Annotated in this window: 12 protein-coding genes; 2 read left to right on the top strand and 10 right to left on the bottom strand. The window is 63.4% G+C overall.

Going from position 1 to position 12,129, the window contains the following annotated elements; translation table 11 throughout:
• Nucleotides 1–40 precede the first annotated feature (40 nt).
• Nucleotides 41–751, top strand: coding sequence for a hypothetical protein (locus tag BEN49_RS18185; protein WP_070745869.1), 711 nt, complete (start codon nucleotides 41–43; stop codon nucleotides 749–751).
• 216 nt (nucleotides 752–967) lie between these two features.
• Here BEN49_RS18185 and BEN49_RS18180 read toward each other — a convergent pair whose 3' ends face one another.
• The 3 genes from BEN49_RS18180 to BEN49_RS18170 all read right to left on the bottom strand — a co-directional run bounded on the left by BEN49_RS18180 (nucleotide 968) and on the right by BEN49_RS18170 (nucleotide 4,938).
• On the bottom strand, nucleotides 968–2,755 hold the full coding sequence (locus BEN49_RS18180; protein ID WP_070745868.1) for an ABC transporter ATP-binding protein: 1,788 nt from the start codon (nucleotides 2,753–2,755) through the stop codon (nucleotides 968–970).
• A gap of 130 nt (nucleotides 2,756–2,885) precedes the next feature.
• Nucleotides 2,886–3,647, bottom strand: a complete 762-nt coding sequence (gene truA, locus BEN49_RS18175; protein ID WP_070745867.1) for a tRNA pseudouridine(38-40) synthase TruA — start codon at nucleotides 3,645–3,647, stop codon at nucleotides 2,886–2,888.
• An 88-nt stretch (nucleotides 3,648–3,735) separates the two neighbouring features.
• The gene (locus BEN49_RS18170; protein WP_070745866.1) at nucleotides 3,736–4,938 is read right to left on the bottom strand and encodes a thiolase family protein; all 1,203 of its coding nucleotides are present in this window, start codon (nucleotides 4,936–4,938) and stop codon (nucleotides 3,736–3,738) included.
• Between the two features lie 93 nt (nucleotides 4,939–5,031).
• Between BEN49_RS18170 and BEN49_RS18165 the strand changes: the two genes are divergently transcribed.
• On the top strand, nucleotides 5,032–5,508 hold the full coding sequence (locus tag BEN49_RS18165; protein WP_070745865.1) for a DUF4293 family protein: 477 nt from the start codon (nucleotides 5,032–5,034) through the stop codon (nucleotides 5,506–5,508).
• An 82-nt stretch (nucleotides 5,509–5,590) separates the two neighbouring features.
• Here the strand turns inward: BEN49_RS18165 and BEN49_RS18160 are convergent, their stop codons facing one another.
• From BEN49_RS18160 to BEN49_RS18135, 7 genes are all read right to left on the bottom strand, one after another.
• Nucleotides 5,591–6,505 (bottom strand): proline and serine-rich protein 1 family protein, encoded by a 915-nt coding sequence (locus BEN49_RS18160; protein ID WP_125917002.1) that lies wholly within the window; start codon nucleotides 6,503–6,505, stop codon nucleotides 5,591–5,593.
• Between the two features lie 165 nt (nucleotides 6,506–6,670).
• A complete protein-coding gene (locus BEN49_RS18155; protein ID WP_070745863.1) occupies nucleotides 6,671–8,584 on the bottom strand; it encodes a CHU_0125 family OmpA-like outer membrane integrity protein in 1,914 nt (637 codons plus the stop codon).
• Nucleotides 8,585–8,691: 107 nt separating this feature from the next.
• Nucleotides 8,692–8,856: a hypothetical protein gene (locus BEN49_RS28310; RefSeq protein ID WP_158023001.1), complete on the bottom strand. Its 165-nt coding sequence runs from the start codon at nucleotides 8,854–8,856 to the stop codon at nucleotides 8,692–8,694.
• A gap of 5 nt (nucleotides 8,857–8,861) precedes the next feature.
• Nucleotides 8,862–9,188, bottom strand: coding sequence for a hypothetical protein (locus BEN49_RS18150; protein ID WP_083326223.1), 327 nt, complete (start codon nucleotides 9,186–9,188; stop codon nucleotides 8,862–8,864).
• Between the two features lie 160 nt (nucleotides 9,189–9,348).
• Nucleotides 9,349–10,200 (bottom strand): (Fe-S)-binding protein, encoded by an 852-nt coding sequence (locus BEN49_RS18145; RefSeq protein ID WP_070745905.1) that lies wholly within the window; start codon nucleotides 10,198–10,200, stop codon nucleotides 9,349–9,351.
• 96 nt (nucleotides 10,201–10,296) lie between these two features.
• Nucleotides 10,297–10,521 (bottom strand): hypothetical protein, encoded by a 225-nt coding sequence (locus BEN49_RS18140; protein WP_070745862.1) that lies wholly within the window; start codon nucleotides 10,519–10,521, stop codon nucleotides 10,297–10,299.
• 59 nt (nucleotides 10,522–10,580) lie between these two features.
• The gene (locus BEN49_RS18135; RefSeq protein WP_070745861.1) at nucleotides 10,581–11,984 is read right to left on the bottom strand and encodes a 4Fe-4S dicluster domain-containing protein; all 1,404 of its coding nucleotides are present in this window, start codon (nucleotides 11,982–11,984) and stop codon (nucleotides 10,581–10,583) included.
• Between the last annotated feature and the right edge of the window lie 145 nt (nucleotides 11,985–12,129).

Genomic DNA, 12,129 nt, shown 5'->3' with positions numbered 1-12,129 from the left:
AAAAAAACCGTTGCCTAAGCAATTACAACCAAGTACCCGAATGGAAGATTACGCGGCTAAAATGGAAGCCAAAAGCTTGACCGAGCTGCACCAGTACGTGAGCGGCTACGCCCAGTACCGCGACGATGCCGTGCTGGCGGCCCTGGCCGAGCTGCGCCGCCGCGGCCAGCCCGCCCCCGAGGAAGACGCCCTGCGCCCCGGCCTCGAAACTGCCGTAGCCCAGCAGCGCGTCGAGTACGACGCGGCTGAGGTGGTGCGCCGCCGCGAAGCGCCCTTCGACCCCGAGACGGCCGATGGTCCCGAGCTGTTTTCGCCCGGTACCATCGTGCTGTTTTCGCTCATGTTTTCGATGGTGGCCGGTGGGGTGTTGCTAGGCATCAACCTGTTTCGGCTGCGCCGTACGCAGGCCCTGGCGGGGCTGGCGGCTTTTATCATCGGCTGTTTGCTGGCGGGGGGCTACGCCTTGAAATGGGCCGCCGCCGCGGCCAATCCCACGGCGCTGCTGCTGGTGCCGGTGGTGGTGAACGTGGTGGCACTAGCCGCGTTTTTCCTCTGGTTCTGGCCGCGTTATGTGGGCCCTGAGCCCTACCGCAGCCGCAGTTGGCTGCTGCCGTTTCTGCTGTTTATGGCCCTGGTGCTGGTGCTGCGCAGCTTCCTGCCCATGCTGAAGGACAACAAGGGTAACCCCATTGTGCCCGGGAGCGCGCCGGCCGCGCCGGGGCCCCCAGCGGTATCTACCAAATCGGTTTAAGTACCCGGACCGGATTAATTATTGACAAGCCGCATGCACCTGGTAAGCCCCAGCGGGGCGGCCCGTCGGTAGTAAATAGCTTTAAGTGAACGACCAAGCCCCATTGGGGCGACCCAAGTATTCGGTCGCCCAATGGGGCTTGGTTTTGCTTCTTGCCGACGAGCCGCCCCGCTAGAGCTACCGGGTGCCTGGGGGCCCTAACCAATAGCTCAATACTTAGCTGGCTTCGCCCAGCGCGTACTGCATGCGGTAAAGCTGGGCGTAGTAGCCGTTTTCGAGGCGCAGCAGTTCCTCATGGGTGCCCACTTCCTTGATTTCGCCTTTGTCGAGCACGATGATCTGGTCGGCTTTCTGGATGGTGCTCAGGCGGTGGGCGATGACGAGCGAGGTGCGCCCCTGCATCAGCTTCTCGATGGCGTTCTGGATCATCTCCTCCGTTTCGGAATCAACTGACGAGGTGGCTTCGTCGAGCACAATTACGCGCGGCTGGTATACCAGGGCCCGCACGAAGCTGATGAGCTGCCGCTGGCCCACCGAAAGCGTGGCGCCGCGCTCCATCACCGGGTAGTCCAGGGCCCCGGGCAGGCGCTCCATGAAGCGCCGGGCCCCCACGAGGTCGGCCGCCTCCCAAATCTGCGCGTCGCCGATTTCCTGGTTGCCCAGCGTGATGTTGTCGCGGATGCTGCCCGCAAACAGGAACACGTCTTGCAGCACCACGCCAATCTGGCGGCGCAGCACGCTCAGGTCGTAGTCGCGCAGGTCGCGCCCGTCCACCAAAATGCTGCCTTCCTGGATGTCGTAGAACCGGCTCAGCAGGTTGATGATGCTGGTTTTGCCCGCCCCGGTGGCCCCCACGAAGGCAATGGTTTGGCCCGGCTTGGCGTGGAAGCTGATGTTTTTCAGCACCCACTCGGGCGGGTTATAGGCAAATTTCACGTGGTCGAAGCGCACGTCACCTTCCAGCGGCGCGGCGGGCACGTAGTCGCCGGTGGTGGCCACCAGGTCGTCGCTGTCGAGCAGTTTCAGCAGGCGCTCGGTGCTCACCAGGCCCAACTGCAGGGTATTGAAGCGGTCGGCAATTTGGCGGATGGGCCGAAAGAACAGCGCGTTGTACATGATAAACGCAATGAGGGCCCCCTTGGAAATCGTGCCCTCGATCTGGCCTTGGGCCGCGTACCAGACAAGCAAGCCCACGCCGATGGCCCCCAGCACTTCGGCCACCGGGTAATACACCGAATAGTACAGCACCGAGCGGATGTTGGCGTCGGTGTGCTCGCGGTTTATCTTCTCAAACTTCTTGAATTCGCGCTGCTCGTTGCCAAAAATCTGCACTACGCTCATGCCCGTCAGGTGCTCTTGCACGAACGAGTTGAGCTTGGCCACCGCATTGCGCACGTCCTGAAACGACACTTTCACCTTTTCCTTGAACACGTAGGTGGAGAAAAGCAGCGGCGGAATCACCGATAAACTGATGAGAGTCAGGCGCCAGTCGATGTAGAACATGAACGCCATGATGAACAGGATTTGCAGGATGTCGCCCACCATCGCCGCCAATCCTTCGCTAAACACGTCGGACAGCGTTTCCACGTCCGAGATGTTGCGCGTCACGAGCACGCCGATGGGCGTGCGGTCAAAAAAGCTCAGCTTCAGGCCCAGCAGGTGGCGGTAGAGGTCGGTGCGGATGTCGCGCACGATATACTGGCCCAGCCAGCCGCCGTAGTAGGTCTGCAAGTAGCTCACGCCGGCGTGGGCCACCAGTAGGCCCAGCAGCCACAAAAACATGTGGTTCAGGCCGGTACGGTCGCCCTGCTCGATGCTCACGTCCACCATCTTCTGGATGAGGAAGGGCCGCAGCGTACCCAGCGCGGCCGTGGCCACAGTGAGCACAATCAGGCCGATGAATACGCCGCGGTAGGGCGTCACGTAGCTGAGCAGGCGGCGCAGCACCTGCCAGTCGAACACCTGGCCGGTTTTGGTCGCGGAAGTAGCGGGTTGGGGTTGCATAGGGTACAAAGTTACGCCAGCCCAAAAAGTTGGGGCGAATCAACGTTTGGTTGAATCGTTCTGGAAGGCGCCGCTGGGGCCCCAGGCGGGGCGGACTGCTGGCTTTTCGCCGGCTGCCCGCCCCCGGACCCTATTCCATCCCCTCCGGTATCAGCCCCGGCTCGTACTCCACGCGGCTCAGGAACAAGCCCTGGGCCGGGGCTGCTGTGCCGGCCGCCACCCGCTGCTGGGCCCACAGTAACTGCTGGAACTGCACTGGCGTGTGCTTGCCGCGGCCCACGTCGAGCAGCGTGCCCACCACCAGCCGCACCATGCCGCGCACGAAGCGGTTGGCCCGGATGCGGAACACCCAGCCGCCCGGCACGGGGTGCCAGGCCGCCTCGGTGCAGCGGCACACGTAGTGCGTTTCGGCCCCCTTGGCCTTCGAAAACGTGGTGAAATCGAACTGCCCCACCAGGTGGGCGGCGGCGGCGTTCATCAAGGCCACGTCGGGGGCCCGGTCCAGGTACAGGGCCTGGTTGCGCCGAAAAGGGTCGGGCGCGCTCAATAAGAAATACTCGTAGGTGCGGGCAAAGGCGTCGAAGCGCGCATTGGCCGACGGCGGCACCGGGTGCAGGCGCAGCGGCGCCACATCGGCGGGCAAGGTGCGGCGCAGGCGGTAGAGCAGCAAGGCCTCGTCCATGCCGGCCGGCAGCTCGGCCTCGAAGTGCGCTACCTGGTGGCGGGCGTGTACGCCGGCGTCGGTGCGCCCGCTGCCGAGGGTGGCAATGGGCTGGCGCAACACCTTGGCCAGGGCCCCGTTGAGGGCCGCTTGCACGGTGGGCGCGTTGGGTTGCACCTGCCAGCCAGAGTACGCCGTGCCGTCGTAGGCGAGGTGAAGGAAATAACGCATCAAGTTAGTTATCAGTTAACAGTGAGCAGTTATCAAAATGGCTATTTATCCTTTGATAACTGCTCACTGTTAACTGATAACTGAAAAATCAGGCCTTTTCGTAAATTACGGCGGCGCCCTGGCCCACGCCCACGCACATGGCGGCGAGGCCGTAGCGGGCCCCTTCGCGGCGCTGCATCTCGTGCAGCAGCGTGGCCGTGATGCGCGAGCCCGACGAGCCCAGCGGGTGGCCAATGGCGATGGAGCCGCCGTTCACGTTCATCTTCTCGGTGTCCATGCCCAACTCGCGGATGCAGGCAATGGTCTGGGCCGCAAAGGCTTCGTTCAGCTCAATCAGGTCCATGTCGGCCAGCGTGAGGCCGGCGCGGGCCAGCGCCTTGCGGATAGCCGTGATGGGGCCCAGGCCCATTACGGCGGGGTCCACGCCGACTACGGCCGAGGTTATCACCCGGGCCATGGGCTTGAGGTTGTAGCGTTTCAGGGCCTCGTCGCTCACCATCAGCACGGCCGCCGCGCCGTCGTTGATGCCGGTCGAGTTGCCAGCCGTCACGGTGCCGCCGTCGGGCTGGAACACGGGTTTGAGGGAGGCCAGCTTTTCCAAAGTCGAGATGCGCGGCTGCTCGTCGGTGTCGAACAAAGCCGTGTCGCCGATGGGTTGCGGCAGGAACACGGGCACGATTTCCTTACGGAAGCGCCCCTTCTCGGCCGCGCGGTGGTACTTGCGCTGGCTCTCAAAGGCAAAGGCGTCCTGCTCTTCGCGGCTGACGTTGAACTGCTTGGCCACGTTCTCGGCCGTCTGCCCCATGTTGTAGGGGAAGTGCATGCGGTTCAGCTTGGGGTTGGTGAAGCGCGAGCCGAGGGTGGTGTCGTGGGCCATAAAGTCGCGGGCGTAGGCCGTTTCCGACTTGGCCATCACGAACGGGGCCCGGGTCATGCTCTCCGAGCCGCCGGCCAGGTACACGTCGCCCTCGCCGGACTTAATGGCCCGCGAGGCATCAATAATGCTCTGCAAACCGCTGGCGCACAAGCGGTTCACCGTTACGCCGGGCACCGTGATGGGCAGGCCGGCCAACAGGGCCGCCATGCGGGCCACGTTGCGGTTGTCCTCGCCGGCCTGGTTGGCGGCCCCCATGATGACGTCTTCCACAGCATTTTTGTCGACGGTGGGGTTGCGGCGCATGAGCTCGCGCAGCACGAGCGCGGCCAGGTCGTCGGGGCGGACGCTGCTCAGCGCACCGCCGAATTTTCCAATCGGGGTACGCACCGCGTCCACGATGTAAGCACTTGGCATCAGCAAGAAGAATAGAGGGGCGCAAAGCCCCGGTACAGGCTAAATTTGCGGCCCGGCCCCGCACGGGCCGGCATCATAACCACAACGACAAAGATGATACAAAGAATCCAAAGCGTGTTTTTACTGCTCCTGGCCCTGGCCATGCTGGCCACCGCCGCCCTGCCCCTCTGGACGAAAACCGACCCCCTTACCAACGGCAGCCTCACCCTCACGGCCTTCAACCTCTACCGGGGCCCCTCGGCCGCCGCGGGCGAGGTGGTGGCCTCGGCCTGGCCCATCGGCGCGCTGGCAATTACGGCAGCGGCCACGGCCCTCTACGCCATTTTCCAGTACCGCCGCCGCTCGGTGCAGCTGCTGGTGTGCTCACTCAACCTGCTGCTGGTGGTAGCCACGCTGGGAGCCGCCTTCCTGTACTCGAGCCGCGCCGATGCCATGCTGAACGTGAAAATGGAAGGCCACTACCTGGCCGGCTTCTACCTGCCCACGCTGGCCCTAGTGCTCAACCTGCTGGCCAGCCGCTACATCCGCCAGGATGAGCGCCTTGTGCGCAGCATGGACCGCTTGCGCTAGGGGCCCTGTCGCATCATAAAAAAAGGCCGGCCCGTATCTCAGTAAGGAGAAGCGGGCGACCTTTTTGCAGGGTTCCAAAGGGCTAATTGCGCAGCAGCCCCACGGCTTGCTGCACTTCCCGCACGCTCGTTGGGAAGGTGAGGGATTCGCACACGCGGTAGAAATTTTGCGGATCGACCAAGTGGTTGTAGCCAAAAATGGCCAGCTCTTTTTGCGACTTGTCGAACGATAACGTTCGTACCAAGGCCGCCAATTCATTGGCCCGCAGGCTGCTGCGCTCCAGGGCCTGGTGCGCCGTGGCCAGTCGCTGTTCATCAAACGGGCAGCGGCTCAGCGCCTGCGCTAGCTCAGCAGCGTCGCGCGGATCCAGCGGGGCCAGGTAGTTACCGCCCGGGGCCGCGGTGCCGTAGCCCGGGCCGGCTGGGTTTGGGTAGTTAGGTTGGTTGCCGGAGCCCGGATAATTGGGCGCGTTGCCGGGGCCTGGGTAGCCACTCGTGTTGCCCGGCGCGGGGTAGCCGCCTGGCCCAGCCGGCGGGTAAGCGCCGCCGTAGTCGCCGCCACCGCTGTCGTTGTCGCCGTAGGGGCCCTGTCCGGGGCCGTAGTCGTCGGGGCCCGGGGCCCAGGCGGGGTAGGTGCGGGGCAGCAGGGGGCCCCGGCTCACCTGCCGCAGCTGCGTGGGCCGGCCGGGGCGCTGCACCAGCACAAAGCTGGTTTCCAGGCCCGGTTCCAGCCACACGCTCACCCGGGTGCGTTGCAGGCCCGCGCCCGTGGGCACGCTGAACTCGGCCCAGTGCTGGCCTGGGGCCAGGTAGTCGAGGCGCAGCGCGCGTACCACCGGGGCCGCCAGCAGCTGCCCGTCCAGCACCAGGCCAAACGGTACCCCGCGCTCCGACGTGAAGTTGACGGCCGTAGGCGGCCCGGCGGGCTGGGCGTGGCCGGCCGTGGCTAGCCCCAGGGCGAGCCAGCTGGTAGCAGCGAGGGTAAGAAGCGTCTTCATGGCGGGGCGAATGGGCGGGCAGCGAGGGGTTTCAACGGCCTGCATCAGCCAAATCCAAACGCCGTGCCAGGGGAGAAATTCGCCGGTGGCTCAGGGGCCCCACCAACGCAAAAGACCCAGCCGGTCGGGCTGGGTCTTTTGCGAAAACGGCTTGCGGTGAGCGGTTTACTTGTCAATTCGCGTCACCTTGAACTCGGTGCGGCGGTTACGCTGGTACTCAGCCTCCGAGGTAGGCTTGATAATGATCGGGCGGGTTTCGCCGTAGCCGCGGGCCGTGATGCGGGCCCGGTCAATGCCCTTGCTCACGATGTAATCCACGGCTGCCTCGGCCCGCCGCTGCGAGAGCTTGAGGTTGTAGGCGTCCTTGCCGCGCTGGTCGGTGTGCGAACTCAGCTCGATGTTGATTTTTGGGTTGTCGGCCAGCGTCTGCACCAGCGTATCGAGGCGGATAGCGGCATCGGGCCGGATGTTGAACTTGTCGTAATCGTAGAAAATATCCTTCACCTCAATGGCCCGGTTCACGACGATTTTATTCAGCGTGAGGGTCACCGGCAGCCGGATATCGGTCTGGGGCTGCGTGAGTTGCGCCTGCGCCGGCTTGCGGCCCACGGTGCTCAGCGAAGCGCGCGCCGTGAAGTAGCCGGCCCGGTCGCTAAGGAAGGCGTAGCTGGTTACGGAGTCGAGCGGGGCGGTAAACTTGCCGTCGGGGCCCGCCACCACATCGGTTTTGCGGCCCTTGCTGTCGGTAATTGTCACCGTTTCGCCGGGTACGGGGGCCGTGGTGTTGCGCTTGGCGTCGCGCTCCAAAATGGTGCCGTCCACGAAGAAGTTGACCGTTTTCAGCGACTTCTTTTTGTAGGCGTACAGGTCATCCGAACCCTTGCCACCGGCGCGGTTCGAGCTGAACACGCCCGTTTCGGCGTTCATCGGCAGCGGCGCAAAGTCGTCGGCGGAGCTGTTCACGTCGGGGCCCAGGTTGACGGGCTTGCCGGCTTGCACCATAAAAATGTCGAGCTTACCGTAGCCCGGCCGTCCATCCGACGAGAAGTACAGGGTGCCGTCGGGCGCCACGCCGGGAAAGTTGTCGTTGCCGGCCGTGTTGATGGCGTCGCCCAGGTTTTCAGCTGCCGAAAAGCGCCCGTTGGGCCCCAGCGTGGCCTTAAACAAGTCGTTGCCGCCCAGCCCGCTGCGGCGGCCCGAGGCGAAGTACAGCGTCACGCCGTCGGGCGCAAACACCGGCGAAAAGTCATCCGCCGTCCGGTCGTTGATGTTAGCCAGAACGGGTTCCGTCCACGCCCCGGTTTTGAAGTATGAAATCCACAAATCGACGCTCAGGTAGCCTTTCTTGCTGCCGTCGTTCGAGCGGGCAAACACCACTGTTTTGCCGTCGGGCGTGTAGGTGGCGCTGGCTTCCAGGCGTCCGGGCGAGTTAAAGGGCCCCGCCAATGGAGCCACCGTGCCGCCAGTCATGGCCGTGGCATCGGTGAAGGTGACGGCGTAGAGGTCGGTGAAATTCTCGCCGTTGCCGGGATATTTCTTGCCGGTGCGCCCCGAGGCAAACACGAATTCTTTGGTGTCAGGCTTTATGGTAGCCCCAAAATCCGAGGCGGCCGTGTTTAGCGAATCGAGCGGGCGCACGGCGTAGCCGCTGGCCTGGCCCACCAGCTCCTTGCTGGTCAAGGCGTTCTTGGCGTCGGTTTCGGCACGGGCGGCCAGGGTGCGGTTGGTGCCGCTGGTGGCATAAGCGCTAAACTGGGCCGCGGCCTCGTCAAACTTACCGTTGGCCCGCAGCGCCTCGGCGTAGTAGAAACCCGCGTCAGGGGCCCGCACTTTGCCGTCGAGCGCCGCTTTGTAAAACGGCTCGGATTGCTCGACGCGGTTGGACAGGCGGTAGGCTTGGGCGATGCGGTAGTTGGCCATGGGGGCCGCTTTGCCTTTGGCTACCTCGGCTTTGTAGAGGCCAATGGCGGCCTCGTACTCGCCGCGCGCGAAGCGTTTGTCGGCTTTGCCGGACGTTGCGCAGCCGCTCAGCAGCGCCGCCGAGCCAGCCGCCGCGCAAACGAATAAGGTATTTCTCATGGGCAAGGAAGGGGAAGCGACCCTAGGCGACCCGTTCGGGCACCGTTTTGGGTTAGCAATGATACTACGTTTCCGCAGGGTTTGGGCCCCCGCGGGGCCCTGGCCAGCTAGGCCGCGGCCGGTGCAAAGTAGCGTGCCAGCCACGTGCGGCCGGCCGGCGCGGGCCACCGGGCCGCCATTTCGGCTTTGGTGGCCACGGTATTGTCGAAATAGGGCGTGTCGGGACCCAAGGTGCCGGCGGCCACGGCGGGCTTCAGGGCGCGGCGCTCCAACAGCTCTAGGCCGCCGGGGCCCCAAAGGCCAGGTATGCCTTGTCTAGCAAGCTGATGGACAGCGCATTTTCCAGCTCGTGCACGAAGCGCACCGAAGCGTCGATGGAGCAGCCGCTGGCCCCGGCCACTGCTTCATCGAGCCCAATGACCAGAAACTGACTGTGCCGGAACTCGGCCGCTGCACACAGGGCCGCGCCATGGCTGGTCCAGGCCGTGGCAAACTGGGCCAAATGGGGCCCCACAGCGGCCAGTTCTACCTCGGTCAGGGGCCGGTTGGCTTGGTAGATCCACACCCGCGCGGTGGCGGGTAAGTCAGCAAAAGGCACATTCATAAATCGCAGATTTCGCAGATGTTCAGGAAGATTTCGCAGGCTTTTGGCTTGCCTTAGCGCAACAGCTTTGTTCTCTCAAACAGTGCCGCCCGGCGAAGGAGAAAACAAAAATCACCCAAAAAAATCCGTGAAATCCATCAAATCTGCAAAATCTGCGATTTTAGGCGTTGATGCCCTCGGCAGAAGCCACCAGCTCGGCCAGGTCGAACACCTGCACTTTGCCTTCCTGCTCCTTGTTCTTTACGCCGTCGCTCATCATTGTCATGCAAAACGGGCACGACACGGCAATGATGCTACCCTGCAAATCGTGGGGCCCCGGGGCGGTGGTTTCGGTTTCTACGCCGCCCAGGTTGGCCAGCGCAGCGGCGGCGCCGCTCAGCGTGGCCAGGGCCTCTTCGGTGCGCTCGATGTTGATTTCCTTCTTGCCCGGCTCGGCTTCCTTCCACATTTGGGCCCCGCCAGCGCCGCAGCACAAGCCGTTGGCGCGGCTGCGCTTCATCTCCACTAGGTCGGCGTCGAGGGCCGCCAGCACGTCGCGCGGGGCTTCGTAAATGTTGTTGGCGCGGCCCAGGTAGCAGCTGTCGTGGAAGGTGATGCGGCGGCCCTTGAAGCTTTCGCCCCCGGTTACGCCTACTTTACCCTCGTTGATGAGCTGCTGCAAGTACGTGCTGTGGTGAATCACCTCGTAATCACCGCCCAGCGCCGGGTATTCATTCTTAATTGTGTTGAAGCAGTGCGGGCAGGCCGTCACGATTTTTTTAATCCCATAGCCGTTCATCGTCGTGATGTTCTGCATGGCTTGCATCTGGAACAGAAACTCGTTGCCGGCCCGCTTGGCGGGGTCGCCGGTGCACGATTCTTCCAGGCCCAACACCGCGTACTTGGTGCCCACATGGTCCAGTATGCGCACAAAGGCGCGCGTCACGCGCTTGTAGCGGTCATCGAAGGCGCCGGCGCAGCCTACCCAGAACAGGATTTCGGGCGACTCGTTGCGGGCCGCCAAATCGGCCATGACGGGAACGGTAATCTGGCGCGGGGCCGGGGCAGTTTCGGGCAGCATACGGGCAGAAAAGGCAGACGGACCAGGGAGGCCCGGGGTGGGAGAGGATTAGCGGGCGTACAAGCGCCGCACGTCGGCGTCGGGGGCCCCGCCGGGCAGGGCGCGGGCGGCCTTAGCTTGGCGGCGGGCTACTTCAAAGGCTTCTGCAGGCCCTTCGAGATATTGCCGAAAGGTGGCCACCGGTGGGCTGAGGCGCGTGGCGGTGGTCGTGGTAAATCCCGCGGACGAGTCGGTCGAAGCAGCGGATTGCGAGGAATCGGTGGGCTTTTGCATGGCGCGAAACGGAAAAAGGGTGGGATTTTTAGAATACCAATCGGGCCGCGCGCAGGCGGCTACACCGCGGCGGCTACTGGAGTGGAGCCTTTTACGTATAAATCGTCGGCCCAGTTGAAGCGGTCGGAAGGGGAGAAGGCCCACGGGGCCCCGTTGTTTTCAATATTAGAGAACATGACGTTGAGCGAGTTCGGAGCCGCCGATTCTTCGAGCACCAAAAAGCGGCGCATTTCGATGATGCTTTCGAGCGGGTTGATGTTCACGGGGCAGCTTTCCACGCAGGCGTTGCAGGTGGTGCAGGCCCACAGCTCCTCGGGCGTCACCTTGCCGCGCAGCAGCGTGGCGTTGGCCAGGTCGGTAATGGGCTCGTGCTTGGCCTCGGCGCCGTACACGTTGGGCCGGAAAATGAGCGGCGAATTATATTTCTCCTCCATCCGGTCCCGGGTGTCCATGATGATTTTGCGGGGCGAGAGCAGCTTGCCCGTCAGGTTGGCCGGGCACACCGAGGTGCAGCGGCCGCACTCGGTGCAGGAGTAAGCGCTCAGCAGGTTGGTCCAGGGCAAGTCGTCCACATCCTTCGCGCCGAAGGACGTAGGGGCCAACGCCGAGCCGTCGGGGCCCACCGGCGCGGCGGGCACCTCGTAGCTCGGGTCCATCATGGCCTTCACCTCGTGGGTAATGCTCTCCACGTTGGAAAACTGCCCCTGCGGCACCAGGCGCGAGTACCACACGTTGGGGAACGCCAGGATAATATGGAAATGCTTTGAACTGGGCAAGTAGTTCAAAAACAGCAAAATGCCGGTGATGTGCGCCCACCACCCGATGCGCTCCAGCACGTGCAGCGTGCCCTGGCCAGTGGGCAGCAGCCCTACCAGCAGGTTGCTGATTGGGAAGGTGCCGGGCAGGTCTTCACCACGCATCTGGTGCAGTTTCAGGTCGGCCGTGTTCATAAAAAACAGGGCCACCATCAGCACTACTTCAACGTAGAGGATGATGTTAGCGTCGAGCTTGGGCCACAGCCGCAGCTCGGGGCCCGTGAAGCGCTTGAGCGGCGGCTTGCTGTTACGGCGCCACCAGAAGGCTGCCACCGCCACAATTACTAGCGCGGCCAGCACCTCGTTGGTCGCCATTAGCCCATCGTACACGGGCCCCAGGAATTGGAGCGAGCGGTGAAACCCAAAAAGATTACCGAATAGCCCATCGATGACGATTTCAATCACCTCGATGTTGATGACCAGAAAGCCCACGTACACCACCAAGTGGAGTAGCGCTGGGGTGAGGCGCTTGAACATTTTCTGCTGCCCAAAGGCCACGAGAATAGTTTTGCGCAGGCGCTCGGCGGGATGGCCGCCCGCGTCCCGATCGCGCCCAACGAGGACATTGGCCCGGATTTTCCGGACCTGCCAGGCAAATAGGCCGAACGCGGCCACCAGTAGCAGCGCAAAGAGAATGGATTGCAACATAGCAGTAAATATAGCCAATCGGGACCGTTTGGGAACGCAATTTAGTAGGCATGCCGAACAAAATGTGTTCGGCAAGGGCCCCGACGCATTTTTTTTACTGAAATTCTTGCGCCCTGGTTTTGCCTGCTTACCTTTGCGGTCCCGA

Origin of the sequence: Hymenobacter coccineus (genome assembly GCF_001816125.1) — a bacterium.
GTDB lineage: Bacteria > Bacteroidota > Bacteroidia > Cytophagales > Hymenobacteraceae > Hymenobacter > Hymenobacter coccineus.
Note: the sequence above shows the minus strand (reverse complement) of the source record. Positions and strands in the feature narration are given on the sequence as shown.